General features: G+C 65.6%; 23 protein-coding genes. 15 read left to right on the top strand and 8 right to left on the bottom strand.

Annotated features, from left to right (window positions below; genetic code table 11):
• Positions 1 to 25 precede the first annotated feature (25 nt).
• From P9A16_RS05640 to argE, 10 genes are all read left to right on the top strand, one after another.
• Positions 26 to 1,099: a LysR family transcriptional regulator gene (locus P9A16_RS05640; protein WP_023512521.1), complete on the top strand. Its 1,074-nt coding sequence runs from the start codon at positions 26 to 28 to the stop codon at positions 1,097 to 1,099.
• Positions 1,096 to 2,577 carry an aldehyde dehydrogenase gene (locus P9A16_RS05635; RefSeq protein ID WP_023512520.1) on the top strand — a complete coding sequence of 494 codons (1,482 nt, stop codon included), beginning with the start codon at positions 1,096 to 1,098 and terminating at the stop codon, positions 2,575 to 2,577. Before P9A16_RS05640 ends, P9A16_RS05635 begins: the two co-directional genes overlap by 4 nt.
• Positions 2,578 to 2,844: 267 nt before the next feature.
• Positions 2,845 to 4,926 (top strand): oxidoreductase, encoded by a 2,082-nt coding sequence (locus P9A16_RS05630; protein ID WP_024271531.1) that lies wholly within the window; start codon positions 2,845 to 2,847, stop codon positions 4,924 to 4,926.
• 10 nt (positions 4,927 to 4,936) lie between these two features.
• The gene (locus tag P9A16_RS05625; protein ID WP_023516719.1) at positions 4,937 to 6,022 is read left to right on the top strand and encodes an ABC transporter ATP-binding protein; all 1,086 of its coding nucleotides are present in this window, start codon (positions 4,937 to 4,939) and stop codon (positions 6,020 to 6,022) included.
• Positions 6,019 to 6,948 (top strand): ABC transporter permease, encoded by a 930-nt coding sequence (locus P9A16_RS05620; RefSeq protein WP_023516720.1) that lies wholly within the window; start codon positions 6,019 to 6,021, stop codon positions 6,946 to 6,948. The genes P9A16_RS05625 and P9A16_RS05620 overlap by 4 nt, the downstream gene beginning before the upstream one ends.
• Complete coding sequence (locus P9A16_RS05615; protein WP_023516721.1) at positions 6,945 to 7,754, top strand: ABC transporter permease; 810 nt, start codon at positions 6,945 to 6,947, stop codon at positions 7,752 to 7,754. The genes P9A16_RS05620 and P9A16_RS05615 overlap by 4 nt, the downstream gene beginning before the upstream one ends.
• A gap of 19 nt (positions 7,755 to 7,773) precedes the next feature.
• Entirely contained in the window at positions 7,774 to 8,790 is a 1,017-nt protein-coding gene (locus P9A16_RS05610) for an extracellular solute-binding protein (RefSeq protein ID WP_024271532.1), read from the top strand.
• 57 nt (positions 8,791 to 8,847) lie between these two features.
• Positions 8,848 to 9,270, top strand: coding sequence for a RidA family protein (locus P9A16_RS05605; RefSeq protein WP_023513978.1), 423 nt, complete (start codon positions 8,848 to 8,850; stop codon positions 9,268 to 9,270).
• A gap of 11 nt (positions 9,271 to 9,281) precedes the next feature.
• Positions 9,282 to 9,959 carry a DUF1028 domain-containing protein gene (locus P9A16_RS05600; RefSeq protein WP_023513977.1) on the top strand — a complete coding sequence of 226 codons (678 nt, stop codon included), beginning with the start codon at positions 9,282 to 9,284 and terminating at the stop codon, positions 9,957 to 9,959.
• Positions 9,960 to 9,962: 3 nt separating this feature from the next.
• Positions 9,963 to 11,123, top strand: a complete 1,161-nt coding sequence (gene argE, locus P9A16_RS05595; RefSeq protein ID WP_023513976.1) for an acetylornithine deacetylase — start codon at positions 9,963 to 9,965, stop codon at positions 11,121 to 11,123.
• A gap of 10 nt (positions 11,124 to 11,133) precedes the next feature.
• On the opposite strand, the gene P9A16_RS05590 is transcribed toward argE, so the two are convergent.
• Entirely contained in the window at positions 11,134 to 12,375 is a 1,242-nt protein-coding gene (locus tag P9A16_RS05590; protein ID WP_023513975.1) for a benzoate/H(+) symporter BenE family transporter, read from the bottom strand.
• Positions 12,376 to 12,485: 110 nt separating this feature from the next.
• Between P9A16_RS05590 and pdxR the strand changes: the two genes are divergently transcribed.
• The gene (gene pdxR, locus P9A16_RS05585; protein ID WP_023513974.1) at positions 12,486 to 13,976 is read left to right on the top strand and encodes a MocR-like pyridoxine biosynthesis transcription factor PdxR; all 1,491 of its coding nucleotides are present in this window, start codon (positions 12,486 to 12,488) and stop codon (positions 13,974 to 13,976) included.
• 71 nt (positions 13,977 to 14,047) lie between these two features.
• Here pdxR and P9A16_RS05580 read toward each other — a convergent pair whose 3' ends face one another.
• The 4 genes from P9A16_RS05580 to P9A16_RS05565 form a co-directional block, all read right to left on the bottom strand.
• A complete protein-coding gene (locus tag P9A16_RS05580) occupies positions 14,048 to 15,124 on the bottom strand; it encodes an ABC transporter ATP-binding protein (protein ID WP_023513973.1) in 1,077 nt (358 codons plus the stop codon).
• A gap of 27 nt (positions 15,125 to 15,151) precedes the next feature.
• The gene (locus P9A16_RS05575) at positions 15,152 to 15,973 is read right to left on the bottom strand and encodes a carbohydrate ABC transporter permease (protein WP_024271533.1); all 822 of its coding nucleotides are present in this window, start codon (positions 15,971 to 15,973) and stop codon (positions 15,152 to 15,154) included.
• Entirely contained in the window at positions 15,970 to 16,833 is an 864-nt protein-coding gene (locus P9A16_RS05570; RefSeq protein ID WP_023516777.1) for a carbohydrate ABC transporter permease, read from the bottom strand. The genes P9A16_RS05575 and P9A16_RS05570 overlap by 4 nt, the downstream gene beginning before the upstream one ends.
• A gap of 65 nt (positions 16,834 to 16,898) precedes the next feature.
• A complete protein-coding gene (locus P9A16_RS05565; RefSeq protein WP_024271534.1) occupies positions 16,899 to 18,230 on the bottom strand; it encodes an ABC transporter substrate-binding protein in 1,332 nt (443 codons plus the stop codon).
• A gap of 212 nt (positions 18,231 to 18,442) precedes the next feature.
• On the opposite strand from P9A16_RS05565, the gene P9A16_RS05560 reads away from it, so the two are divergent.
• The 4 genes from P9A16_RS05560 to P9A16_RS05545 all read left to right on the top strand — a co-directional run bounded on the left by P9A16_RS05560 (position 18,443) and on the right by P9A16_RS05545 (position 22,938).
• A complete protein-coding gene (locus P9A16_RS05560) occupies positions 18,443 to 20,041 on the top strand; it encodes a GMC family oxidoreductase (protein ID WP_023513780.1) in 1,599 nt (532 codons plus the stop codon).
• Positions 20,042 to 20,133: 92 nt separating this feature from the next.
• Positions 20,134 to 20,892 (top strand): GntR family transcriptional regulator, encoded by a 759-nt coding sequence (locus tag P9A16_RS05555; RefSeq protein ID WP_023513781.1) that lies wholly within the window; start codon positions 20,134 to 20,136, stop codon positions 20,890 to 20,892.
• 8 nt (positions 20,893 to 20,900) lie between these two features.
• Complete coding sequence (locus P9A16_RS05550) at positions 20,901 to 21,869, top strand: ROK family protein (protein ID WP_023513782.1); 969 nt, start codon at positions 20,901 to 20,903, stop codon at positions 21,867 to 21,869.
• 10 nt (positions 21,870 to 21,879) lie between these two features.
• Positions 21,880 to 22,938 (top strand): SIS domain-containing protein, encoded by a 1,059-nt coding sequence (locus tag P9A16_RS05545; RefSeq protein WP_023513783.1) that lies wholly within the window; start codon positions 21,880 to 21,882, stop codon positions 22,936 to 22,938.
• An 88-nt stretch (positions 22,939 to 23,026) separates the two neighbouring features.
• Here the strand turns inward: P9A16_RS05545 and P9A16_RS05540 are convergent, their stop codons facing one another.
• Genes P9A16_RS05540 through P9A16_RS05530 form a run of 3 tightly spaced genes read right to left on the bottom strand, consistent with a single transcriptional unit; the run spans position 23,027 to position 26,518 of the window.
• Entirely contained in the window at positions 23,027 to 24,295 is a 1,269-nt protein-coding gene (locus tag P9A16_RS05540) for a D-tagatose-bisphosphate aldolase, class II, non-catalytic subunit (protein WP_023513784.1), read from the bottom strand.
• On the bottom strand, positions 24,295 to 25,272 hold the full coding sequence (locus tag P9A16_RS05535; RefSeq protein ID WP_023513785.1) for a tagatose kinase: 978 nt from the start codon (positions 25,270 to 25,272) through the stop codon (positions 24,295 to 24,297). The genes P9A16_RS05540 and P9A16_RS05535 overlap by 1 nt, the downstream gene beginning before the upstream one ends.
• A 34-nt stretch (positions 25,273 to 25,306) precedes the next feature.
• Entirely contained in the window at positions 25,307 to 26,518 is a 1,212-nt protein-coding gene (locus P9A16_RS05530) for an ROK family protein (protein ID WP_023513786.1), read from the bottom strand.
• Between the last annotated feature and the right edge of the window lie 14 nt (positions 26,519 to 26,532).

Raw genomic sequence — 26,532 nt, 5'->3', positions numbered from 1 at the left:
CCCGCAAGGAGGAAGCGAGCATGCCATGAACCGACATTCCGCCCCCGAAGACGAGCCCGTCATTCACAATCCCGAGGAGCGTGCCCTTTCCGCGCGTGCGAATCTGTTCCTTAATTGGCGCCTCAACAGGGGAACAGACATGGTGTTGCGCTTCACGCTCCGGCAACTGGAATATCTCGTCGCGGTCGGGGAATTCGGCTCGGTCACCGAGGCGGCCGAACGGGTCAACGTCTCCGCCCCATCCGTCTCGGCCGCGATCTCGCAGCTCGAGAAGGAATTCGGCATCAACCTCTTCGTGCGCCGTCACGCACATGGCTTGTCGTTGACCCAGGCCGGCCACAGCTTCGTCGCGCAGGCACGGCAGATCCTCTCAGAGGCCGCAAAGCTCAACGCCCTTTCCAACGAACTGACGGGCCAGGTGCGCGGGCCGCTGCATGTCGCCTGCCTCGTCACCTTTGCGCAGGCCGTCATCCCCTCGCTGCGCCGCGCCTTTTCCGACGCCTATCCCGACGTCGATTTCTTCCAGTACGAGCGCGACCAGGCGCGCATTCTCGAAGGCTTGCGCATGGCGCGCTTCGACATCGCACTCAGCTACGACCTCGACATTCCCGCCGACGTGACCTTCCACGAGCTGGCGGTCCTGCCGCCCTATGCGGTGCTGCACGAGGATCATCCGCTGGCCGGCCGCAGCGGTGTCACGGTGGAGGATCTTGCACCCCATCCGATGATCCTGCTCGACCTGCCGCACAGCTCGGCCTACTTCCTGTCGCTCTTCCGCGAGGCCGGCCTCACACCGCATATCGCCGAGCGCACACGCGACATGTCCGTGATGCGCGCCATGGTCGCCAACCGCTTCGGCTATTCCATCGCCAATATCCGGCCAGTCTCCACCTATGCGCTGGATGGCGGCCGGCTGACTTTTGTGCCGCTGACGGGAAACCTGCGTCCGATGCGCATGGGCATCCTGTCGATGGCCGGTTCGACCCCGGCACTCACCGTCCGGCGCTTCATCGATTTCTGCGGCGAGACGATCCGCGGCATGGGTATGGACCTGCCGGTTTGCGCCGATGCCGCCCAGCAAGAGAAAGGCAATGCATGACGACGACGACCGAATGGCGCGAGCGCGCCGCACGCCTGAAGTTCCGCAACGGCCTCTACATCGACGGAAGCTTTCGCGAGGCGGCAAAGGGCGGCCGGTTCGAGACCGTGAACCCGGCCAATGCCGAAGTGCTGACGGCGGTTTCCCGCGGCACCGCTGACGATATCGACGCCGCCGTGGCCTCGGCGCGCCGCGCCTTCGACGACGGCCGCTGGTCGGGCAAGTCGCCAGCCGAGCGCAAGGAGGTGTTGCTGCGCCTCGCCGTCCTCATCCGCGACAACATCCCGGAACTCGCCCTTCTCGAAACACTCGACGTCGGCAAGCCGATTACCGACAGTTCGACCATCGATGCGCCCGGCTCCGCCCACTTCTTCCAGTGGCACGCGGAGGCCATCGACAAGCTCTACGACGAGATCGCGCCCACCGGCCGCGGCGATCTCGCCCTGATCCGCCGCGTGCCGCTCGGCGTCATCGGCGCCGTCGTGCCGTGGAACTTTCCGCTCGACATGGCGACGTGGAAGCTCGCGCCGGCGCTCGCCACGGGCAATTCCGTGGTGCTGAAACCAGCCGAACAATCGCCGCTCTCCGCCCTGATGCTGGCCGAACTCGCCTCCGAGGCGGGCCTGCCGGACGGGGTGCTGAATGTCGTGCCCGGTTATGGCGAGGATGCCGGCCGGGCGCTCGGCCTGCATGGCGATGTCGACGCGCTCGTCTTTACCGGCTCGACCAAGGTCGGCAAGCTCTTCATGACCTATGCCGGGCAAAGCAACATGAAGCAGGTCTGGCTGGAGACCGGTGGCAAGTCGCCCAGTCTGGTCTTCGCCGATGCCGATCTCGACAAGGCGGCCGAGATGGCGGCCTTCGGCATCCTGTTCAACTCCGGCGAGGTGTGCTCGGCCAACTCGCGCCTGCTGGTGCACCGCTCCGTGCAGGAGGAGTTCACGCAGAAGGTCATCGCCGCCACCGCCGCCTGGCCACTCGGCGATCCGCTCGATCCCGCAACCCGCATGGGCCCGCTCGTTGAAAGGGCCCATGCCGACCGCGTCGCCTCCTATATCGACATCGGCCGCAAGGAAGCCCGCCTCGCCCATGGCGGCGAACGCGAGACACGCAATGGCTCGGATTGCTACATCCAGCCGACGATCTTCAACGACGTCGCGCCGGATGCCCGCATCGCCCGCGAGGAGATTTTTGGCCCCGTCCTCGCCATCACGCCTTTCGACAGCGACGAAGAGGCGCTGCGCATGGCGAACGACAGCGAATACGGGCTTGCCGCATCCGTCTGGACGAAGGACCTTTCGCGTGCGCTCTCCGTCTCCGACCGTCTCCACGCTGGGACGGTTTCGGTCAACACGGTCGACGCGCTCTCAGCGATGACACCGTTCGGCGGCATGAAGCAGTCCGGTTTCGGTCGCGATCTCTCCCTTCACAGCTTCGACAAGTACTGCGCGCTCAAAACCGTGTGGGTGAAATACTAGGCATCGGCCGCCCGGCCATCGACCATCAGGGCGCCGGCTCCCGCCGCGATCACATGCATTGCGGGGGGGCGGCGCCAAAATTTTTCATAATTGACTGAAATCAAAAGATATTTTGCAAGAGACTGAATATCCTCGCATCGATCGAGGATATCGGGCAGTCCGGCAAACAGTCTCGATTAGCCTGAACCTAATCCATGCTTCCGGAACGCATCATTTACCCGAAGCCCTTCCCCCAATCCTATAGCCTCACAAACCCCGAGGATTGCCATGCGTGACGCCAAATACGACATCCTGTTCGAACCCCGCGCGATCGGCCCGCACGTCGCCAAAAACCGGTTCTACCAGGTGCCGCATTGCAACGGCGGCGGCTACCGGGACCCCTCGGCGGCGGCGGCGATGCGCGGCATCAAGTCCGAGGGCGGCTGGGGCGTCATCTTCACCGAGCAGACCGAGATGCACCACACCTCGGAAATCACGCCCTTCATCGAGCTGCGCCTGTGGGAGGACAAGGACATTCCCGGCCTTCGCCGCATGTCCGACGCGATGAAGGTGCACGGCGCGCTCGCCGGCATCCAGCTCGCCTATTCCGGCATCAACGGCCCGAACTTTTATACCAAGGAAGTGCCGCTCGCGCCCTCCGCGCTGCCGATCCGCACCTTCACCAACGATCCGGTGCAGGCCCGCGCGCTCGACCTCACCGACATCAAGAATCTCCGCCGCTGGTTCGTCAACGCCGCCAAGCGCTCGAAGCTCGCCGGCTTCGACCTGATCTGTCTTTACGGCGCGCACGGGTTCGGCATCTTCCAGCACTTCCTGTCGCGCGCCACCAACCAGCGCACCGACGACTATGGCGGCAGCCTGGAAAACCGCTCGCGCTTCGCCCGTGAGGTGGTGGCCGATATCCGCGATGCGGTCGGCGATACGACCGCGATCACTATGCGCGTCAGCCTGGATGAGACCATCGGCGAACTCGGCTTCTCCAATGCCGAGGTGCGCGAATTCGTCGAGATGAACGCCGATCTGCCGGATCTCTGGGACCTCGCGCACGGCGCATGGGAAGACTGTTCCGGGCCCTCCCGCTTCAAGGAGGAGGGCGCGCAGGAAATTCTGGTCAAGGGTATCCGTGAGCTTTCGTCAAAACCCGTCGTCGGCGTCGGCCGCTTCACCTCGCCGGATGTGATGGCGCGCATGATCCGCCAGGGCGTGCTGGATTTCATCGGCTGCGCCCGCCCCTCCATCGCCGATCCCTTCCTGCCGAAGAAAATCGAGGAAGGCCGCATCGAGGATATCCGCGAGTGCATCGGCTGCAACATGTGCATCACCGGCGACATGACCATGTCGATCAGCCGCTGCACGCAGAACCCGACCTTCATGGAGGAATGGCGCAAGGGCTGGCACCCGGAGCGCATGAACGAGAAGGGCGAGAGCCAGACCGTGCTCGTCGTCGGCGCAGGCCCCGCCGGGCTGGAGGCCACCCGCGCCCTCTCGCTGCGCGGCTATGACGTGACGCTGGCCGAAGCCACCACGACGCTCGGCGGCCGTGTCTCGCGCGAACGGCTGCTGCCCGGCCTTTCCGCCTGGGGCCGCGTGGTCGATTACCGCCAGTACCAGATTTCCCAGCGCACCAATGTCGAGACCTATTTCGACAGCCGCCTCACCGCCGAGGACGTGCTCGGCTTCGGCTTCGAACATGTCGCCATCGCCACCGGCTCGCGCTGGCGGCGCGATGGCGTCGCCCGCCAGCATGTCGTGCCCATGCCGATCGATCCCGCCATGACCGTCTGGACGCCCGACGACATCATGGGCAAGGTCCACCCGGAAAACCTCGCCGGCAAGACCGTCGTGGTCTACGACGACGACCACTATTACATGGGCGGCGTGATGGCCGAGGTGATGGCCAAGGCCGGCGCGAGCGTCATCCTCGTCACGCCCTCGGCCTATGTCTCCGACTGGACGCGCAACACGCTGGAACAGGGCGCGATCCATGTGCGCCTCGACGATCTCGGCGTCGACATCCGCCTCAACCGCGGCGTCACCGCCATCCGCGCCGGCGAGGTCGAGACCAACTGCACCTATACCGGCCGCCGGAAAACCATCGGCTGCGACGCCGTGGTCATGGTCGCCTCGCGCCTTGCCGAAGATGCGCTCTACAACGACCTGATCGCCCGCAAGGACGACTGGGCCGACGCCGGCATCAGGAGCATAAAGATCATCGGCGACGCCAGCGCCCCGGCCCCCATCGCCTGGGCGACCTATGCCGGCCATCGCTACGCGCGGGAACTGGACACGGCCGATATCGGCGACGACCTGCCCTTCCGCCGCGAAGTCACCCAGCTCGAACCGGCGTGAGGAGCACGGCATGACCCAGCCCAAGGCCATCGAAGTGAAATCGGTCTCGAAGACCTTCGGGGCCTATCAGGCGCTGAAATCCGTCAGCTTCGACATCGGCAGCAACGAATTTTTCACCATGCTCGGCCCCTCCGGCTGCGGCAAGACCACGTTGCTGCGCATGCTGGCCGGCTTCGAAAGCCCGGACACCGGCTCGATACTGCTCAACGGCAAGGAGGTCGTCGCCATCCCGCCGCACAAGCGCCGCGTCAACACCGTCTTCCAGAGCTACGCCCTCTTCCCGCACATGACGCTGGAGCAGAACGTCGCCTACGGCCTGGAAAACCTCGGCTGGGACAAGGCGCGTATCAAGAGCCGCGTCGGCGAGATGCTGGAACGCGTGCACATGTCGGCGATGGCGAAACGCAAGCCCGCCCAGCTTTCCGGCGGCCAGCGCCAGCGCATCGCACTCGCCCGCGCGCTTGCGCCCGAGCCCGAAGTGCTGCTGCTCGACGAACCGCTCTCCGCCCTCGACCTTAAACTGCGCCAGGCGATGCGCGACGAACTGCGCACCCTGCAACGCGACACCGGCATCACCTTCGTCTTCGTCACCCACGACCAGGAAGAAGCGCTCGACATGTCCGATCGTATCGCCGTTCTCGGTGGCGGCGAGGTGCAGCAGATCGGCACGCCGACGGAAATCTACGAGGAGCCCGTCAACCGCTTCGTTGCTGATTTTGTCGGCGAGACGAACTTTCTGGAGGTCGAAGTGCTGGAAACCGCGGCCGGGGAAGCGACCGTCCGCACGCCCTTCGGCCTGTCGATCACCGTACCGGCCACCGGCCCCACGGCCCGGGGGCGTGCGACGCTTTCCGTGCGTCCGGAAAAGATCAACCTCGGCAATCAGGCCCAGGGAGCGACGGACGGCGTCACCTTCGAGGGGCGCATCACCAACAAGAACTATATGGGCGGCTACACCCACTACACGCTCGACGTCGCGGGCACCGAACTGCGCGCCTCGCGCCGCAACGCCTCGCGCGAGGGGGACACGATCCCGCTCGGCGCAAAGGTTCCGGTCGGCTTCGTCGTGGCTTCGGCGCGAGTGCTGACGGCATGAGCGACACCGCCCTCCACGCCCCCGCCGGAACGGAGCGCGCCCCGCGCACCCGCTTCTGGCACGACCTCTCCTTCTGGGGCCTGCTGCCGTCACGGCTGCTGATGGGCTTTGCGCTGATCCTGCCGATCTTCATCATCGCCGCCGTCTCGCTCGCCACGCGCGGCGCCCATGGCGGCTTTGCCTGGGACCTCAACCTCGCGGGCTATCGCCAGATCCTCTTCAACGAGGGCTGGACGGGCGAGCTGGAGTTCACCCCGCAATACCTTCTGATCATCGGCCGCACCTTCCTGCTGGCCGGCGCGACGACGCTGATCTGCCTTCTCTTCGCCGTGCCGGTCGCCTATTTCATCTCGCGCCAGCCGCCCGGCCGCAAGGCAATCCTCGTCTATCTCGTGACGCTGCCGTTCTGGGTCTCGATGATCCTGCGCGTCTATGCCTGGATGATCATTCTCGGCAAGGACGGCATCCTGCCGCGCCTCTTCGAAGCCTTCGGGTTCTCTTCCGGCATGAGCTTCATGTTCAACGACGGCGCGACGCTGACGGCGATGGTCTATACCGCCATGCCGCTGATGGTCCTGCCGGTCTTCGCCTCCATCGAAAAGCTCGACGGCACACTGATCGAGGCGTCGCACGATCTCTACGGCGACCGCTGGGTGACGCTGCGCCGGGTGATCCTGCCGCTGACCGCCCCGGGCCTTACGGCCGGCGCCATCCTCGTCTTCGTGCCCTCGCTCGGCGCGGTGCTGGAGCCGACGCTGATGGGGGGCGGCAAGCAGATGATGATGGGCTCGCTGATCCAGCTGCAGTTCGGCGGCGGCCGCAACTGGCCCTTCGGCGCGGCGATCGCCATGGCGCTGATGGCGCTCGTCATGGTCTTCCTGATCGTCACCGCGCTGCGCGCCGCCCGCCGGGAGGTGACGCCATGAACATTCGCCACGACGTCAAGCACTACCCGGGCCTCGGGGCCCTCACCGCTGCCTTCTTCCTCTACCTCTACGCCCCGCTCGCCATCATCGTCGTCTACTCCTTCAACGCCAACCGCGTTGCGGGTGTCTGGACGGGCTTTTCCCTCGACTGGTACGGCTCGGCACTCAACAATGCCGCGCTGATGAACGCGCTGACGACCTCGCTGATGGTGGCCGCCATCGCGACCGCCGTCTCCACCCTCATCGCGCTTTCCGCCGCGCTCGCAATCATCCGCGGCAAGGACCTGCGCTTCCGCAAGCTTTCCGAGACGATCGTCAACCTGCCGCTGCTCCTGCCGGAAATCGTGCTCGCCGTCGCCACGCTCATCCTGTTCTCGCTGCTCGACATCCAGAACGGCATGCTGCGGCTCGTCGTCGCTCATTCCGCCTTCTGCACGCCCTTCGCCTTCCTGCCGATTCGCGCCCGCCTGCAGGGCATGTCGCTCGATCTCGAGGAGGCGAGCGCCGACCTCTATGCGGATCGCTGGACGACCTTCCGCCGGGTGACGCTGCCGCTGATCTTCCCCGGTGTCTTCTCCGGCGCGATGCTCGCCTTCCTCATTTCGATGGACGACTTCATCACCTCGAACCTGCTTGCCACGGGCGGCTCGACGACGTTGCCCGTCTACATCTTCTCGCTGATCCGCGCCGGCACATCGCCGGAGCTGAACGCCATCGCGACCCTGCTGATCCTTGCCTCACTCATCCTTGCCACCGTTGCGCTCCTGGTCGCGGCGCGCGGCGCCCGTGAGAACGCCGAACCATAATCAAAGAGAGGAACAGACAATGAAGACCTATCTTGCAGCCACGGCCCTTGCCCTCTGCTTCGCCACCGGCGCACAGGCCGCGGGAGAACTGAACATCTATGCCTGGGCCGAATCCATCTCGCCGGCCCTCATCGAAAAGTTCTCCAAGGAGAACGACGTCAAGGTGAATGTCGACAGCTTCACCTCCAACGAGGACCTTCTCACCAAGCTGCAGGCCGGCTCCTCCGGCTACGACATCGCCACGCCGTCGCAGCATTTCCTGCGCGTCATGATCGACGAGGGCCTTATCGAGAATTTCGAGGCCAGCAAGCTGAAGGCCTACGAGAACATCGAGGAGAAATGGCGCAACCAGTGGTGGGACGAGCAACAGGCCTATTCGATCCCCCTCGCCTACGGCACTGCCGGCTTCGTGGTGAACACCGATCAGTACAAGGGACCGACCGACAGCTTCAAATACTTCTTTGAGCCGGACGGTGAGCTGAAGGGCAAGATCGCCCTGCTCTCCTATCCTGACGAGGTGATCGGCGCGGCCCAGCTCTATCTCGGCGTGCCCTTCTGCTCGGAGGACCAGGCGGAGATGAAGAAGGTTCTGGATCTGCTGATGGCCCAGAAGCCGGCTGTCGCCGCCTACTCCTCCGACAATATCGCAAGCCGTCTCGCCTCCGGCGAGGTCTCGGCCCATTTCTGGTGGGACGGGGATTCGCTGAAGGCGCGCAAGGCCGGTTCGCCCGTCAGCCTCGCCATGACCAAGGAAGGGCTTGTCGGCTGGATGGACAGCCTCGTCATCCCCAAGGGCGCGCCGAACCGCGACAATGCGGTAAAGTTCATCGAGTTCCTCTCCACACAGGAAAACGCCACCGAGCAGATGAACTTCTACGCCCATTCCTCGCCGATGAAGGTCGTGCAGGAGAAGGTCACCTACACCAAGGACAAGGCACCCGAGCTCTATCCCGACGTGCCGATCACCTTCTCGCGCACCTGCTCGGCCGCCGCGCAGGACCTCGTGACCCGCGTCTGGACACAGCTTCTGCAATAGTTCGCCATGGCGCCGCGGGTAACCGCGGCGCTCCCCGCCATCGTCAAGGAGACATCCATGCCCGTGCACACCCGCATCCGCCCCTTCAACACCAGGGAAACCTACCCCGAGCAAAAGCTGAACAACGACCTCTGCCAGGCGGTGGTGGCGCGCGGGGCGACGGTGTTCGTGCGCGGGCAGATCGCACAGGATCTCGACACGCGCGAGAGCCTGCATATCGGCGATGCCGGCGCGCAGGCCCGCAAGGCCATGGAAAACATCAAGATGCTGCTCGAGGAGGCGGGCTCCGACCTCAGCCATATCTGCCGCGTCGTCGTCTATCTCATCGACATCCGCTATCGCGAGGCCGTCTATACGGAGATGGGCAAGTATCTCCAGGGCGTGTTCCCCGTCTCCACCGGCCTCGTGGTCTCGGCGCTCGCCCGTCCGGAATGGCTGGTCGAGATCGAGGCGACCGCCGTCATTCCCGACGAAGCGTGAAGGAGGACCGCATGACCTTTTCCGTCTCGGGCCGCTGCGCCGATACCGGCATGTTCGGCATCGCCGTGTCCTCGTCCTCGCCGAGCGTTGCGGCGCGCTGCGCCCATGTGCGCGCCGGCGTCGGCGCCGTCTCGACGCAGAACGTCACCGATCCCCGGCTCGGCCCGAAGGGGCTTGAGCTGATGGCGGGCGGACTGTCGGCTGAGGCCGCACTCGAACGCCTCGTTGCGGAAGCCCCGCATATCGAATACCGCCAGCTCGCCCTCGTCGATGCGGCGGGCCGCACGGCCGCCTATTCGGGCGCGAGAACCCTCGGCACCCATGCGACGGCGCGCGGCAACAACGTGGTCGCCGCCGGCAACATGCTGACGACGACGGCTATCCCGCAGACGATGGTCGAGGCCTTCGAAGCCGCCACCGGAAAGCATCTCGGCGACCGGCTGATTGCAGCGATGCGTGCGGCCGTCGCCGCCGGCGGCGAGGAAGGACCGGTCCATTCCATGGGCCTCGTCATGGTCGACAAGGTTTCCTGGAACGTTGCGGACCTGCGCGTCGACTGGACCGACGGCGACCCGATCGAAGATTGCGCCGTGCTGTGGGAGCGCTGGCGCGGCGAGATGGACGCCTATGTGACGCGTGCGCTCAATCCTTCGGGGGCGCCGAGTTACGGCGTGCCGGGCGATCTTTGAACCATGATCCCCTCGACGCCCGACATTCTCGCCCGCCTCGTCGCAGAGCCGACGATCTCGCGCCGCTCGAACCTTGCGCTGCTCGACCATGTGGAAGGGCTTCTGCGCCCGGCAGGCGCACGCATCGAGCGTTTCGCCCATCCGGACGGCAGCCGCGCCAACCTCTGGGCCAGCATCGGTCCCGAGGGGCCGGGCGGCGTTGTCCTGTCGGGCCATACGGACGTCGTGCCGGTGGAGGGACAGGCCTGGAGCAGCGATCCCTTTACGCTGACCGAGCGCAACGGACGTCTCCACGGTCGCGGTACGGCGGACATGAAGGGTTTCGTCGCGGCGAGCCTTCGCGCCGCGCTCCTTGCTGCCGGCCGGCCGCTGAAACGCCCCCTGCATCTCGCGCTTTCCTATGACGAGGAGATCGGTTGCATGGGCGTGCGCGGCATGATCGAGGCGTTGGCGGGGCGCGCCGAGCGGCCGGCGCTCTGCATCGTCGGGGAGCCGACGGAGATGCGCATCGCCACCGGCCACAAGGGCAAGCAGGCGCTCCGCGCCTGCTGCCACGGACAGGAAGGCCATTCCGCCCTCGCCCCGAACGCCCTCAACGCGCTGCATCTCGGCGCTGCCTTCATAAAGGCGCTGCAGACGCGGCAAGAGGCGCTTGCGGAAAACGGTGCGCGCGACCCCGACTATGATATCCCCTATTCGACCATCCACGCGGGCATGATGCATGGCGGCACCGCGCTCAACATCGTGCCGAACCGCTGCGAGATCGACTTCGAGATCCGCACCATCGCCGAGGACGACCCGCACGCCATCCTCGCCGCCATCGCGGCCGATGCCGAGGCCATCGCGAGCCCCTATCGCAATCTGTTTCCCATGGCCTGTATCGAGATCGAGCCCGTCTCGGACTATCCCGGCCTCAACACCCGAACCGACGCACCCGCCGTACGTCTCCTGACGAGGATCCTCGGCGACGAGAGCACGCACAAGGTCGCCTTCGGCACCGAGGGCGGCCTCTTCGAGGAGGGGCTTGGCCTTTCCACCGCGATCTGCGGCCCCGGCTCGATGGAGCAGGGCCACAAGCCGGACGAATTTGTCAGCCACGCCCAGCTCGAGCGTTGCGATACGGCACTGGCGCGTCTCGTGGCCGAGCTTGAAACCACGTTCTAGGAGCACAAACTTATGGCCGCCATTGCCTGTCCGCCACCTTTCCGGGGCTGACAGGCCCCGTAGGCCGGGGCAGACGCACCCGGCCATTCAGCACGCCATAGGCAAGAAGTCCGATGACCAGCCCCCAGAAGGCCCCGCCGATGCCAAGCAGGTTGATGTTCGCGGCGGAGGCGAGAAAGGTGATGAGCGAAGCCTCGCGGGAGGACGGATCGGCCATCGCCCCCGCAAGGCTGCCGCCGATCGTGCCGAGCAGGGCGAGACCGGCGAGCGTGGTGATGAAGGTTGCGGGAAAGGCCATGAAGACGGCCGCAAGCGTCACGCCGAACACCCCGACGAGCACGTAGAAGCAGCCTGCGGCAATCCCGGCGATCCAGCGTTTGCGACCATCCTCATGGGCTTCCCGGCCGGTGGCGATGGCAGCCGTGATCGCCGCGATGTTGAAGGCGTGGGATCCGAAGGGCGCCATGACGAGGGAACCGAGCCCCGTCACGGCAAGGATCGGATTGGCGCTCGTCCTGAAGCCATCGTTGCGGAGCACCAGCATTCCGGGCATGTACTGGCCGGTCAATGTGATGAGGAACATCGGCAACGCGACCGACAGCAGCGCATTCAGCGAGAATTCTGGCATGGTAAAGACCGGTGCGGCAAATTTCAGCGCAAGGCCTGACAGCTCGACCCTGCCCTGCGCAAGCAGGAAGACCAGCCCGAGCACGAGGATGCCGACCACGGCATAACGGGCGCAGAACCGCTTCAACACGACATAGGCGAGAATGAGCAGACCGACCAGCAACGGATCGACGCTCGCGCCGCTGAACGCGCCGATGCCGAACTGCAGCAGGATACCGGCGAGCAGGCCGGATGCGATGCCCGGCGGGATCAGCCGGATGACCTTCTCGAAGCAACCCGAAAGGCCGAGCGCGACGAAGGCAGCCGCCGAAACCATGTAGGCACCGACCGCTTCCGCATGGGACGTGGTGGCGAGCGCGGTGACGAGGAACGCCGCCGCCGGTGTCGACCAGGCGGTGATGATCGGTTCGCGATAGTGCCAGCTCAAAACAAGCCCGGTCACGCCGACGCCGATGGAAACAGACCAGACCCAGGACGCCGTCAGGTCCGGGCCGAGGCCCGCAACCTTGGCAGCCTGAAAGACGAGAATGAAGGTGCCGCCATAATTGACGATGACGGAGATCAACCCGGCAACGACGGGATGCGTCAGATCATGGAGGCGGATGGGCGATGGTACGGGGGACATGTTGTGACGAAGCTCCTGGACGCGACGGCGCATGGCCGACGAAGGGCTTGACATCTAGCCGGCAAATGGCCGGATTATCCCATCCATTTCGTCAAGAAGGCTCAGACCAATTGTTCAGGCATTCCCAACTGGAAACCGTAAAGGCCTGGCTTGCCCAGCCCGCCCATGCGGCCCTGCCGCTTCACGCGCGGATCCAGCGGGCGATCCGGCAGTTGATTCTCGACGGCGCACTTGGCGCGGGAAAGCCCCTGCCCGCCTCGCGGGCGCTTGCCGGGTCGCTCGGTGTCTCGCGCGACACTGTCGAGGCGGCCTACGCCCAGCTTCACGCCGAGGGCTTCATCGAGCGCCGGGTCGGCAGCGGCAGCTTCGTATCCGAGATGACCGAGTTCTCGCCACCGCGCCGGCCCGCACCGCGCGACCGGCGGGTGCGCAAACAGGCGCCCGCCCTCAGCAAGCGCGGCGAAGCCATGTTCCGCAGCGGCGGCGTTCGCGAACCGCTCGCACCGAGACCTTTCGCACCCGGCGTGCCGGAGACGCGCACATTCCCGCTGCACCTGTGGGAACGCCTCGAGCGGCAGGTGTTGAAGGAGGTCGGCACCGGCGCGCTGCTTCACGGCGATCCGCAGGGAACCGAACCGTTGCGACGCGCCATTGCCGACTACATCAACCTCGAGCGCGGTGCCCGCGCCACAGCCGACCGGATGCTGGTTCTCACCAGTTCGCAACAGGCCCTGACGCTGTGCGCGACGATGCTCTTCGATCCCGGGGACCGCATTTTCATCGAAGACCCGGCTTATTATGGCGCGCGCAGGGCCTTCGAAGCAGCGGCACTCGACTGCGTGCCCGTCCGCCTCGATCGCCAGGGGCTGATGGCCGAACAGATCATGGCCGAGCCCCGGGGTGCCAGGGCTGTCTTCCTGACGCCCTCCCACCAGTTCCCGACGGGCGCCACGCTGGCGCTCGACCGCCGCCTCGCCCTCATCGAATGGGCGGCCCGCCACGAGGGCTGGATCATCGAGGACGACTATGACAGCGAGTTTCACTATGCCGGCAAACCGACCGCCTGCGTGCAGGGCCTCGATCCGCACGAGCGGACCATCTATATCGGCACCTTCACCAAATCGCTCTTTCCGGGCCTGAGGATCGGCTATGCACTGCTGCCGCCCGCGCTCGTGCAGCCGATGACCGTCGCGCGCACCTTGCTCGACGGGCATTCGGCGCCGCTTGCGCAACTGACGCTCGCCCGCTTCATGGAGGGTGGGCATTTTGGCGCGCATGTCCGCACGATGCGCAGCGTCTATGCCGCACGCCTGGAGGTGCTGGTCGGTCTCGTTCGGGCACATCTGTCCGGGTTCGTGGAACCGCGCGTTCCCATCGGCGGCCTGCAGATGCCGTGCGTGCTGACCGGCAACCTCTCCGAACATGCCGCTGTCGAGGCAGCCCGCCGGACCGGTATCGAGTTACTGGGCCTGTCGTCGCTTCACGCAGGCGGCCATGGCAAGGCGGGCTTCCTGATGGGCTTTGCCGCCTATACGCCGGCGGAGATGGACGTCGCAGTCCGGAAACTCGCCCAGGCGTTTCGCACGGTGGTGAATTCGTAACCCCACAGGCGAGCACTGCCGGCACCCCGATGACAACCACTCGCGGTGACCGGGCGGTTGATGGCGCGTCGCTACCCCTCTATCTCGACCCGCCCGCCCGTCGCGCGGTCGAAGAGGTGCAGCTTGTCCGTTGCAAAATGCGCATCGACACGCTCGCCAACCGCATGGCTGACCCCATCGGGCGTACGGGCGATGATGCGGCCTTCCGGGGTGGACAGGAACCAGAGTTTTTCGTGCCCGAGGTTTTCGACGCCCTCGACCGTGCCGATGATGGACGCCCCCTCGCCCGCGCCAAGGCGAACGTGTTCCGGGCGGATACCGACGGTCAGTACGGCGGGAAGATGGCGCGCGCCGGGAAGGGTCAGACCGCCGATACGGATGTCGCCGCCGTCCGCCCGGCCCTCGAAGAAATTCATCGGCGGCGAGCCGATGAACTTGGCGACGAAAAGGTTGGCGGGGCGATGATAGACCTCTTCCGGCGTGCCGAACTGCATGAGGTTCGAACGACCCGCCTGCTTCAGCGGGGCGAGAACGGCGATGCGGTCGCCCATCGTCATCGCCTCGACCTGGTCGTGGGTCACGTAGATCATGGTCGAGCCGAGCTCGCGGTGCAGCTTGCTCAGCTCGTGGCGCATGGCAGCACGGAATTCGGCGTCGAGATTGGAGAGCGGCTCGTCGAACAGGAAGACCGCGGGCTTGCGCACGATGGCGCGGGCGAGCGCCACGCGCTGGCGCTGGCCGCCGGAAAGCGCGCCCGGCCGCTTGTGCAGGTGATCCTGAAGACCGACCATGCGCGCCACCTCCGCCACGCTCGCCGCGATCTTGTCCTTCGCCTCGCCGCGCAGCCGCATGCCGAAGGAGATGTTGTCGGCGACCGACATATGCGGGAAGAGCGCATAGTTCTGGAACACCATGGCGACGTCGCGCCGGGCCGGATCGACCTCGTTGACGACGCGGCCGCCGATGGAGATGTTGCCGGAGCGGCCCTCCTCCAGCCCGGCGATCAGGCGCAGCGTCGTCGACTTGCCGCAGCCGGAGGGGCCGACGAAGACGACGAACTCGCCCGATTTGATGTCGAGATCGAGATTGCGCACGACATCGACGGAGCCGTAGGAGATATCGATGCCTTCCAGGGAAACGGCGGACATGGCTTTTTTCCTTGATTGATCGGGGGCTTACTTGACCGCGCCGAGGCTGAGGCCCTGGACGATGCGCCGTTGCGCCAGAATGGCGAACAGCGCCATGGGCAGGATGATGATGATGGAGGCAGCCGACATCGCGCCCCAGTCGATGGAGGCGTAGCCACGGAAGCCGGCGACGGCGAGCGTCACGGTCTGCGCCTTCTCGAAGGTCAGCGCGAGCGCGATGGTCAGCTCGTTCCACATCTTGATGGAATTGAGGATGACGGTGGCGGCGATGCCCGGTGCCGCGATCGGCACGTAGATCGTCCAGACGATGCGCAACGTGCTCGCGCCCTCCAGTCGCGCCGCTTCGGCAAGCGCTTCGGGAATATCGGCGAAGAAGGCGCGCAGCAGCCAGATCGTGAAGGGCAGCGTGAAGACCTGGTAGATCAGCGCCAGGCCGATCACCGTGTCGTAGAGCCCGATGGACTGGAACAGCACATAGATCGGCACGATGAACAGGAATTCCGGCAGCATGTAGGAAACGAGCAGCCAAATCAGGATCGTACGGCGTCCCGGCACATGCTTCTTGTTGAGATAATAGGCGGCCGGAATGCCGGCGGCGAGAGCCAGCACGTTGCCGATGGCGCAGACGATCAAGCTATTGAGGAACGCGCCGGAAAAACCCGTCGAGAACCACGCCTTGACGAAATTCTCCCAGACCGGCGTGAAGAACCAGACCGGCGGCATGGCGAAGGCGTCGACCTGCGTCTTCAGCGCGATGGTCAGGATCCAGAAGATCGGAAACAGCGAGACGGCGACGGCGAGGACGGCGACCGCATAGGGCCAGAGGGCGCGGCGGGTGGAAGCGCTCATGCCTTTTCTCCTTCATCGGTGTCGATCATCAGGTAGATGATGCAAAGCGTCAGGATGATCAGCGAGAAGACGACGGCGATGGCCGCGGACTCGCCGAACTTGTAGGACTTGAAGGCCGTCTGGTAGGCGAGTGTCTGCACGCTTTCGGTGGCCCTGAGCGGCCCGCCGCCGGTCGTGCCGAAAATGATGTCGAAGACTTTCAGCGTGTCGATGGTGCGGAAGATGACAATGGTGATCAGCACCGGTTTGAGCATCGGCAACGTGACGTGGCGGAAGGTCTGGAAGGGTGTCGCCCCCTCCAGCCGCGCTGCCTCGAAGGGCTCGGCCGGCAGGCTTTTCAGCGCAGAGGACAGAATGATGAAGGTGAAGGCCGTCTGCCACCAGGTGTCGATCATGATGATCGAGGGCATGGCGGTCGGCACCGTGCCGAGCCAGGCGGGACCGGGAATGCCGACGAGCGACAGAAGGTAGTTGACGATGCCGAGCGTCGGATCGAGCATGACCTTCCAGATCAGCGACACGGCGATGCCAGAAACCATCAGCGGCAGGATCATCAGCGTGCGGATCAGGCCCGCGCCGATGCGGATACGGTTGATGGCGAGCGCCAGGCCGAGGCCGAGCAGGGTCTCGATGACCACGGCGAAGACAGCGAAATAGAAGGTGTTGAACAGCGCCTTCGAGAAGCCGCTGCCCGACAGGATACGCACGAAATTCCGCAGCCCGACGAATTTCGCCTCCGAACCCCAGTTCCATTGGAGCAGCGAGAGATAGCCGGCATAGACGACCGGGTAGAGCGTTCCGGCGGCCAGAAGCACGAGGGCCGGCGCGATCAGCCAGCGGATATGTTTGTCTCGGCGCATGGTCGATACGATCCTGCTTTCGGGAAAAATGGGGCCGGACAGGCCGGCCCCGCGGGAGAAACGGTCTATTCGAGCGTGTCCTGAACGTTGGTCTGGAGTTCGGCCACCGCATCCTCCGGCGACGTACCCTGGTAGATCTGGTGGATGGCGTCGACGATCATGAGCACGACGTCGTTCCAGCCCTGGCGGAACACCGAGGTGGGGCGGGTGTGCTGCATCTGAGTCTTCACGGCCGCGACATAGCCGGCATCAAGTGCCTTGACGTAGTCGGCATCGGCCCATGCGGAATCGCGCGGCGCACCGCCTGTCGCCACACCCAGCGCCGCCGTCATCTTCTTGTTCGTCGCCCATTGCACGAAGAGCCAGGCGGCATCCTTCTTCGGCGAGTTCCTGGCGATGGAAATGCCCCAGGACCAGTGGCCGCTGTAGCCGATATCACCCGTCGAGGCCGGCAGCGGCGCATAGCCGACCTTGCCCGCGATGGCCGAGGTCTTCGCATCCTCGAAGCTCGGACCGAAGACCGAGGCATCGACGAAGAAGGCGGCATTGCCCTGCGAGAAGAAGCGGCTGGCATCCTCCCAGCCATAGGACAAAGCACTCGGCGGACCAGCCTTCAGGAGGCCTGCATAGTAGGAAAGGCCCTTGGCGATGCGCGGATCGTCGAAGCGCGGCTTCGACCAGTCTCCGTCGAACCAGATGTTGTAGGGAAGGTCGGCCGGCTCGTTGCCCCATGCGTCGAGCACGATGCCCGTCATCGTATCGACCAGTTCGGCCGAGCGCTTGCCGCGCATCGAGGCGCCGAAAATCTTGCCCTCACCCTTGGCGCTGATCTCGTTCGCGGCAGCGATCAATTCGTCCATCGTCGCCGGCACCTTGCCGCCGAGATATGTATCGATCAGCGCCTTGTTGTAGAAAAGCGTATAGGCCTCGAACGAGATCGGGATCGCATAGAGCTGCGGATCGGGCTTGCCGACCGGGAAAGACGCACCGGCGCGAAAACCTTCCGGGTAGTCGGCGAGATTGTAGTCGGCATCCGTCTTGGCGGCATCGTTCAGATAGGGCGTCAGCGGTTCGACGACACCGGCTTCCCATTGCGTATAGAGCGCCGAGTCCATCTGGATCATGTAGACGTCGGCAACGGAATTGGCCGAGCGGACGGCAAGGTTCATGCGGTCCGAATAAAGGTCCTCCGCAAAGGCATCGATCTTCACCTTGATGCCGGTCTCCACCTCGAATTCCCCGACATGCTTGCGCAGCTCGGCCGTCCACGGGTGCTCGCTGAGCAGCACCGTGATTTCCTTGCCGGACTGCTGCTTCCAGTCGATGGCGTGCGCGCTGGTGGACAGCGTGAAGGCGACGGAGGCGGCCGTCAGCGCGAGAAATGCCCTTCGTTTCATGATCATGCTCCCGGTTGGTTTTGATCCCCACGCAGTTAGTTGTTCACTTGACAACTTGTTACTACATGTTAAAGACCAGCTAACACAGGCTTGAAGCCCTGTCTAGTGCCCGAGCAGACGCATCGAACGGCGGAAAGCCCACCATCGATGCATTTGCCAGCGGACGAGAACGGTCAGACTATCCGGCGACAGGCCGAGACGAAGAGGATGCGATGCGCAAGAGCCCCCAGGAATTCGACTATGTCATCGTCGGCGCCGGTTCGGCGGGCTGCGTGCTGGCCAACCGGCTGAGCGCCGACCCGGCCGTTTCCGTCTGCCTCGTCGAGGCTGGGCCGAGCGACCGCAGCCTCTTCATCCGGATGCCCGCGGCGCTGACCTTCCCCATCGAAAGCGACCGCTACAACTGGAAATTCGAAAGCGAGCCGGAGCCGGAACTGCATGGCCGCAGTATCGGTCAGGCGCGCGGACGCGGCCTCGGCGGCAGCTCCTCGATCAACGGCATGGTTTTCGTGCGCGGCGCGAAAGAGGACTACGACGGCTGGCGCGAACTCGGCGTCGATGGCTGGGATTTCGAGGATTGCCTGCCCTTCTTCAAGAGGCTGGAAAACTTCGAGGGCGGCCGCGACCCGATGCGCGGTGGTGCAGGCCCCATCGATGTCGTGCGCAGCAAGGCCGACCACCCGCTCTACCGCACCTTCCTGAAGGCTGGGCAGGAGTTCGGCCTGCGTGAAGCCGGCGACTATAACAGCGGCGCGCAAGACGGCGTCCACATCACACAGGCGACCATCCGCGACGGCGTGCGCTGCAGCACCAGCCTCGCCTATCTCACCCCGGCAAAAAATCGCCCCAACCTCACCGTGATGACAGGCTGCCTCGTCGAAAAGATCCTTCTCGACGGCCGCACAGCAACGGGCGTCACGCTCTTGCAGCGCGGCGAGCGCAAGACGCTGCGCGCCGCCCGCGAAACCATCCTGTCGGCCGGCACGGTCGGCTCGCCGCATCTGCTGATGCTCTCCGGCATCGGCGACCGTGAGGCCCTGAAGGAGCACGGCATCGCCAGCGCCGCCCACCTGCCCGGCGTCGGGGCCGATCTACAGGACCATGTCGTTGCCCCGTTGCGTTTCACCTCGCCGGGCGGCGTCTCGATCCGCCGGCAGCTCAACATGGTCGGCCGGCTGAAGCTCGGCATCGAATGGCTTTTGTTCAAGCGCGGCCTCGGCGCGACCAATTTCTTCGAGGTCGGCGCTTTCTTCAAGAGCAGCGAGACCGTGCCCTATTTCAACATGCAGCACGAATTCCTGCCGTTCCTCGCCGATTTCCAATCCGGCAAGGTGACGATCTCCGATGGTTTCCAGTATTTCGTCAGCCAGATGCGGCCCTACAGCCGCGGCCGGATCGCGCTGAAATCCGCCGACCCCGCCGCAAAACCCTCCATCCGCTTCAACTATCTCACCGACCGGCGCGACACGCTCGAAATGATCGACGGCATCCGCAAGACGCTGGACATGGCGCACCAGCCGTCCTGGGATCATTATCGCGGCCAGCCGGTCGATACGCCCGGCCTCAAGGCTTCGGACGCCGAGATCGAAGGGTGGCTGCGCACCGTCGCCAACACCGAACACCACCCGACCAGCACCTGCCGCATGGGCGCGGACGACCATGCCGTCACCGACGCCGCCGGCCGGGTGCACGGGCTGGAAAAGCTGCGCATCGTCGACGGCTCCATCCTGCCACGCGTGCCCTCCGCCAACATCAACGCCCCGATCATCATGGCCGCGGAAAAGATCGCCGCAACCATGACGCGGCGCTGATGGCGAAGGGAACATTCTCAAGGTGCGCTTGCCGACTTGTCTCGACATGTTAGAGACTGTTGGTTTGACCGCCTCACGAGAAAGGAAAACCGATGACCGAGACATGGCTGAAGAAGAAACCGATCCGCAAGAGCGGCGCTGTCCCGATGTATGCGCAGGTGGCCGAAATCCTCGACGGCGCGGTGAAGGCGCGCAACGGCGCGCATTTCGCCCTGCCCTCGGAAGGTGAACTGTCGCGGGAATTCGGCGTCTCCCGCGTCACCATCCGCCAGGCGCTCAAGCAGCTCGAAACCCGCGGCGTCATCTATAGCGAGCACGGCCGCGGCTACTTCAGCACCGCCTCGCGCATGAAGGGCGTCTCGGGCTTCCACAGTTTCACGACGGAAGTGCGCAAGCTTGGCGCCGAGCCCGGCTCTGTGGTCGTCGCCTTCGAGGAAGGACAGCCTCTGTCGCCCGCCTTCCGCAAGCATCTCCAGACCGAGAGCGAAAGCGGCCCGGATTTCCTCTTTCTGCGCCGGGTGCGCAGCATCGACGGCGATCCGGTGGCGCTGGAGGACGCATACCTGCCTGCCGCGCTCTATCCTTCGGCAACGCGGGCAATGTTCGAGGGTGCTTCGCTTTATGCCGAGATGGCATCGACCTGGGGCATCGTGCCCACCTGGACGGACGCACTGTTCGAGCCGGCAGCGGCCACGGACGAAGAGGCCGCCCACCTGAAGATCGCGCCCGGCGCACCGGTTCTCACCGTCTGGCGTGTCACGGTCACCGATACGGACCAGGCCGTCGAATATGTGAAGTCCGTCTACAAGGGCGACGGCTTCATGCTGAACGTCAATCGATATCGCCTCTAGGAGCACCCGTGTCGCAACAGGATTTCGCAATCGGCATCGACATCGGCGGCGGCAGCACGAAGATCGGCCTCGTCTCGACTGGGGGCGAGATCATCGAGCGACGGCGCGTGGTCGTCGGCGATACCGACGATGCGGACACGATCGTCGCGCAGTATGCCGAAACGGTCCGCGACATCCTGGGCGCACATCCGGCGGCGAGGGTGCTGGGGATCGGCATCGGCTTCCCGGGCCGCATCCATCCGGACAACCTGTCCGGCGATCTCGGCAACATCCCTGCCCTCGACAACTTCCCGCTGGCCGAGCGGATCGGCGGGCTGTTTTCCCTTCCGGCACGGATGGAGAACGACGGAACCGCAGCCGGTCTTGCGGAAGCGATGTTCGGCAAGGATCGCACTGCCCGCCGCCTTCTCCTGATCGCGGCAGGGACCGGCATCGGCGTTGCGCTCACCATCGACGGAAAGCCGTTCATCACGTCGGGCGGAGGCCTCGGCAATGCCGGGCAGCTCATCATCCACGGCAGCGACGGCCGCCCCTGCCGCCAGGGATGCGTCGGTTGCCTGGAATCGCTGGCGTCCGGCGACGCCCTGAACGGCATCGCGCGGCGCTATTGCGTCGAGGTGCCGGACAGTCCACTCGCCAGAAGAGCAAGTGACCACGGACGGGAGGCCGATGCGTCCGATGTCATCGCAACAGCGCTTGCCGGCGATTCGGCCGCAAAGGCGATGCTCTCGGATGTCGGGCGATGGCTCGGCCGCGGCGCGGCGACCTGGGCGCAGATCTTCGCGCCCGACGTCATTCTGCTCGGCGGCGGGTTGAGCGCGGCCGGCAACCTGCTGCTCGCCCCGCTGGAGCGGGAAGCGCGGCTCTCGGGCCTCGACCTCTATCTCGCACCGGTCCGTTTCGCGCTTGCCTCTCTCGGCAACGACGCCGGCATCATCGGTGCGGCAGCGCAGATCTTTCCCACCCCCAAGCCATGATGGAGTTTCCGTGTCCCAGTCCTATCTCGACGAAATCGCCGAACAGCCGGCGGCAATCCGCAAGCTCGGCCGGCTCGTCACGCCCGACCTGATTGCCAAGGCCAAGGCGATCCGCACCGCGATCGACAACGGCGATGTGCGGCATGTCCTTCTCACCGGCATGGGCGGCTCCCTGTTCAGCGCCTACGGCACCTGGCTGCGGCTGAGCCAGGCACTGCCGGTCCCGGTCTCGCTCTGGGATACGTCCGAACTGATCCAGCAGGCGCCGGCGCTGCTGCGGGCCGGCACCATGGTCATCGCCATCTCGCAGTCGGGCGAAAGCGTCGAACTGCGCCGCATGACGGAACTGGACGCCGGCGTCACCGTCAAGGTTGCGATCACCAATCCCAGCGACAACACCCTCGCCCGCTGGGCCACGCTGGCGCTGGCGACGGAGGTCGGCCCCGAACAGACCGTATCTACCAAGACCTATTCCGCCGGCCTTGCCACACTCTACATCCTGGAGCGCCTGCTGACCGGCGACGGCGACACCCTGGCAGCAGACATCGCCACGCTCGCCGATGCCGCCGAAACCCTGCTCTCCACCCTGCCCGCCCAGATGGACGAAACGCTGGCCGCGCTCGGCCACGACAGACCGCTGACCTTCATCGGCCGCGGCGCAAGCTATGCCAGCGCCCAGATGGCCGCGCTGGTGACGGCTGAGGCCGCAAAGGCCCCGACACAGGCGCTGTCCGGCGGCCAGTTCCGACACGGTCCGCTGGAACTGGTGCGCGACGGGTTCCGCAGCCTGCTGTTCCTCGGCGGCGCCGGTGCGACGCTCGACCTCAACCTGAAGACCGTCGCCGACATCACCCGCTTCGGCGGCCGGTGCCTCGTCATCGCGCCGGAAGCCACGGCAGCGGCCGTTGCGGGGAACGAACCGGTCCTGTCCCTGCCCGAGGTTGCGGAAGGGCTTCTGCCTGTGCTGGAAATCCTCCCCATCCAGCTCCTGATGGTCCCGATGGCCGTCGCGCGCGGCTTCGAGCCTGCAAAATTCCTCAACGGCTCGAAGATCACCGTCATCGAGTAGCAACGCGAACACCACCCCGGCCCAGAAGCGGGGGTGGCGTTTTCCATGCTGAAGAGCACGACGGATTTCCTTGCGCCGGAAAACCGATCTATCGGTTGCCGGCGGCGGCGTAGGCGGCGAGCGTTTGCGTAATCCGCCAGATGACGACGGCCTCCGGGTCCAGCGGCCTGTCGGCGAACCGGCTCGCCGGAGACATGTGCTGCCAGAACAGCGGGAGCGGCACGGTGCGGTCCTTCAAGGCAGTAAACAGCCGCCCGACGGCGGCCTCCGCTTCCGGGGTCGCCCAGTAGTAGCGAATGCGGTCGGAAAGCGAATAGTGCCGCAGCAGCCGCTCCTCCTCCTTCGCGCCATGATAGTGCCGGCACCAGTGCTCGGGGTGATGCAGCATGACGGCCTCCATGGCCGCCATGAGGGGGCGCTCCCCGTAGTCGGGGACCAGGTCCGACGCGATAGCATCCAGTGCATAGAGCGCTTCGCGAAGCACGAATGTCAGTTCCGGGCCGACCTTCAGAATGGGGAAGCCATCCTCGACAAGCGCGGCGAGCGAACCGGTTCCCTGGTAGTCGGTCGAATGCGCCTCGAAGACGAATTGCGGTTCCGCATCGAGAACCTGCGCAAGCCCAGCGATCTTTGTCCGGTCGTAGAAGATCACATTGTGGTTGCCGAATTCGACGCCCGGCTGCACGACGAGGCCGATTGCGCGCTCGAAGGCCGCCGACAGCCCGGCTTCGGCGAAGACCCGCCGATGGATTTCGATGGTCTTGCGGGCGGAGACACCGTCCGTCGGCTCGATCGACGTCAGGGCGTGATCGGCGCCGCCCGGCGGCGGCACCTCCGTTCCGATGACATAGACAGGCATGGCGCCGCCGGCAGCGGCCGCACGCGCTTCCGCAACGGCGGCAAGCTGGCAGGCACGACGCGCCGTCGTTTCGTCATCCAGCGCCGCCGGCTCGCCACGGCACCCCATGGAGGCATCGAGGTGGATCTTGCGGAAGCCGGCATCGACATAGGCCGCGACCATCGCCTCCGCCTCGGCCATCGCCTCTTCGGCCGGCTGCTCGCGCCATGGATTGGGGCCGAGATGATCTCCCCCGAGGACGACAAGCTCCCGTGGGCAGGCCTCCTCCACGGCCAGTTCGTGCACAAGGCGGGCAAAATCCGCCGGCCGCATGCCGGTATAGCCCCCCTGGTGGTTGACCTGATTGCACGTCGCCTCGATCAGCACGGAACGTCCGGTCTTTGCGCCATGCCGCAACGCCGCCCGCAGGACCAGCGGATGGGCCGAGCAGACCGACGTTATTCCCTTCGGCGTGCCCTGGCGCCGCAGCACCGCAAGTTCCTCCAGCGCAACCCCCATCACGAATATCTCCCCGTCGAAGCGATGAAAGCGTCGAGTTCGTCCCGCGTTCCCGCGCCCTCCATCGGGCCGAGGCGGGTCACGTTGCGGGCACCTGCGGCGGCGGCATAGGTCAGGGCGTGTTGCGGCGTCAGGCCAAGGCGACGGCCGGCGACATAGGCGCCGCCGAAACAATCGCCGGCACCCGTGGGATCGACCTCCTCGACCACGAAGGCCGGCACGTCGACCCGCGTTCCGTCACGGTTGAAATAGCTGGCTCCATCAGCGCCACGCTTCAGGACGACCTCCTTCACGCCGCGCTCGAACAGGCGGCGAACCGCAGCCGTTTCGCCATCCACGCCGGCCGCCCGCTCCAGCTCTTCCCCCGACGGCAGGAGCAAATCGGCGGCGGAGACGAGGCGATCGAAACGGCGCTCGGTTTCCGCGTCGAGTTTCAGCTCCTTGCGGATGTTCGGATCGACGGACAACGTACCGCCACGGGCCTTGATGATATCGACCGCCTTGTCGATGACGGCAATGGCACTGGGCATCGACAGCGCCGAGCCCATGACGTGCAGGTGCCCGCCGCGCCCGACAAGGTCGCTCACAGGTACGCTCCATCCGAAACGCGCCGCGGCAGACCGCGCGATGTTGAACACGAAGTCGCGCGAGCCGTTGTCCCGATAGCGGACGAAGGCGCTGCCCGTCGGGAATTCGGGATCGATGGAAATGGCCGAGACATCGACGCCATCGCGCTTTAGGCGCTCGACGTTCACACGCCCGAAATCGTCATCGCCCACGGCACCGATCATGGCGGCCTGGCCGCCGAAGCGCCCGCATTGGGAAATGAAGATCGCCGGAGCACCGCTGGCAAAGGGGCCGATCAGCGGCTGGGCCTCGACAAATCCCGTGCCGACCGTCGTCGCGACGATCTCGACAAGGATCTCGCCCACGCAGATCGTGGGGCCGAGCGCATCCGGTGCCAGTGCAGACGTCATGAGGGATACCTCGCTTTGATGCTGGGGGCCACGCCTAGGTGGCGGTTGAGCGTTGCAGCGCCGGATCATCGGCACCGAGGTCTTCATTTTCGAGCGACAGGAAGCGCTGATGCAGCATGCAGGCCGCCCCGAAGGCGGGGCCGATTTCCGTGTCGTCGACGGAAATCTCCGGCGCAGGGAACAGCGTGCTCTGCCCCTCCGCCATATGCGCAGCTACGCGGGCCGCGACCAGCGGATAGAGCCCGGCCACCGATCCCCCGAGCACAATCCGCTCGGGATCGATGAGGCGGCATGCCTGCAGCAGGGCGCAGGCGAGATGCCGCGACCAGTCTTCGGCAATGTTCACGGCGGCGGGAACACGGTCGCGCACATCCGCGATGAAAGCGTGCAGTCCGGGCGCCGCCGAACCGGTCGCCGCGCGATACCGTGCCACCAGTGCCTCACGCCCGATCAGCTGCTCGAACTTCTGCCCGCCGCTGCCGGGCACCAGGATGTGACCGATCTCGCCCGCAAGGCCATGGCCGCCGCGAAAGAGCTTGCCATCGATCATGATCCCGCCGCCGATACCGGTCTCCATCGAAAGGAAGAGCGTGACGCCCGCCCGGCCGTTCCGGTAGCTGTCGCCGATCGCAAAGGCATTGGCATCGTTCTCGACCGCAACGGGCATGGGAACCGGAACGGCATCGCGGGCGATCTGCCCGAGCGGCACGTTTCGCCATCCGATGATCGGCGCCAGCGCAACGACCCCGTCCGGTCCGATATGCGCGGGGGTCGATATCCCGAGCCCCCTGCACCGGGCAAGCATGCCCGGGTCCATGGCACCGACGGCCATCTCGATCGCCTGCTGCATCGCAGCCTCGACGGTCGAGGAGACCGTGTCAAACGCCTCGCTCCGATAGAGCCGAACCTGGGCGGCAAGGTCGATGACGGTCGTCGAAATGTGCTCGACACCGATTTCGACGCCGATGAAGAAGGCGGCATCGGGCACGAGCTGGAGCATGATCCCCGGCCGCCCGGCACGGGCCTGGCCGGCGCGGTCGGGGCCGTCGCCATCGATCTCCTCGACGAAACCGCTTCCCGTCAGCTCCGCCACGATCTGCCCCGAGGACGAGCGGTTCATGGCAAGTTGCCGCGCCAGCTCCGCCCGGCTCATGCAGCGGTTGCTGTAGATCGCCTGCAGCGCGGCCACGATGTTGTTCTGCCGAATACGGCGCGGCGTGCTGCCGATGGAAACGATATCGCTCATCTCCCGATCCCCCC

The organism is Shinella sp. 838 (assembly GCF_029623935.1).
Taxonomy (GTDB): Bacteria; Pseudomonadota; Alphaproteobacteria; order Rhizobiales; family Rhizobiaceae; genus Shinella.
The sequence above is the reverse complement of the archived record's forward strand: the minus strand, read 5'-3'. Positions and strand labels throughout refer to the sequence as shown.

Excerpts from the sequence above, each read along its gene's own strand:
- P9A16_RS05640 (WP_023512521.1), top strand. The coding sequence starts at position 26 with ATGAACCGACATTCCGCCCCCGAAGACGAGCCCGTCATTCACAATCCC.
- P9A16_RS05635 (WP_023512520.1), top strand. The coding sequence starts at position 1,096 with ATGACGACGACGACCGAATGGCGCGAGCGCGCCGCACGCCTGAAGTTC.
- P9A16_RS05630 (WP_024271531.1), top strand. The coding sequence starts at position 2,845 with ATGCGTGACGCCAAATACGACATCCTGTTCGAACCCCGCGCGATCGGC.
- P9A16_RS05625 (WP_023516719.1), top strand. The coding sequence starts at position 4,937 with ATGACCCAGCCCAAGGCCATCGAAGTGAAATCGGTCTCGAAGACCTTC.
- P9A16_RS05620 (WP_023516720.1), top strand. The coding sequence starts at position 6,019 with ATGAGCGACACCGCCCTCCACGCCCCCGCCGGAACGGAGCGCGCCCCG.
- P9A16_RS05615 (WP_023516721.1), top strand. The coding sequence starts at position 6,945 with ATGAACATTCGCCACGACGTCAAGCACTACCCGGGCCTCGGGGCCCTC.
- P9A16_RS05610 (WP_024271532.1), top strand. The coding sequence starts at position 7,774 with ATGAAGACCTATCTTGCAGCCACGGCCCTTGCCCTCTGCTTCGCCACC.
- P9A16_RS05605 (WP_023513978.1), top strand. The coding sequence starts at position 8,848 with ATGCCCGTGCACACCCGCATCCGCCCCTTCAACACCAGGGAAACCTAC.
- P9A16_RS05600 (WP_023513977.1), top strand. The coding sequence starts at position 9,282 with ATGACCTTTTCCGTCTCGGGCCGCTGCGCCGATACCGGCATGTTCGGC.
- argE (WP_023513976.1), top strand. The coding sequence starts at position 9,963 with ATGATCCCCTCGACGCCCGACATTCTCGCCCGCCTCGTCGCAGAGCCG.
- P9A16_RS05590 (WP_023513975.1), bottom strand. The coding sequence starts at position 12,375 with ATGTCCCCCGTACCATCGCCCATCCGCCTCCATGATCTGACGCATCCC.
- P9A16_RS05580 (WP_023513973.1), bottom strand. The coding sequence starts at position 15,124 with ATGTCCGCCGTTTCCCTGGAAGGCATCGATATCTCCTACGGCTCCGTC.
- P9A16_RS05575 (WP_024271533.1), bottom strand. The coding sequence starts at position 15,973 with ATGAGCGCTTCCACCCGCCGCGCCCTCTGGCCCTATGCGGTCGCCGTC.
- P9A16_RS05570 (WP_023516777.1), bottom strand. The coding sequence starts at position 16,833 with ATGCGCCGAGACAAACATATCCGCTGGCTGATCGCGCCGGCCCTCGTG.
- P9A16_RS05565 (WP_024271534.1), bottom strand. The coding sequence starts at position 18,230 with ATGAAACGAAGGGCATTTCTCGCGCTGACGGCCGCCTCCGTCGCCTTC.
- P9A16_RS05560 (WP_023513780.1), top strand. The coding sequence starts at position 18,443 with ATGCGCAAGAGCCCCCAGGAATTCGACTATGTCATCGTCGGCGCCGGT.
- P9A16_RS05555 (WP_023513781.1), top strand. The coding sequence starts at position 20,134 with ATGACCGAGACATGGCTGAAGAAGAAACCGATCCGCAAGAGCGGCGCT.
- P9A16_RS05540 (WP_023513784.1), bottom strand. The coding sequence starts at position 24,295 with ATGGGGGTTGCGCTGGAGGAACTTGCGGTGCTGCGGCGCCAGGGCACG.
- P9A16_RS05535 (WP_023513785.1), bottom strand. The coding sequence starts at position 25,272 with ATGACGTCTGCACTGGCACCGGATGCGCTCGGCCCCACGATCTGCGTG.
- P9A16_RS05530 (WP_023513786.1), bottom strand. The coding sequence starts at position 26,518 with ATGAGCGATATCGTTTCCATCGGCAGCACGCCGCGCCGTATTCGGCAG.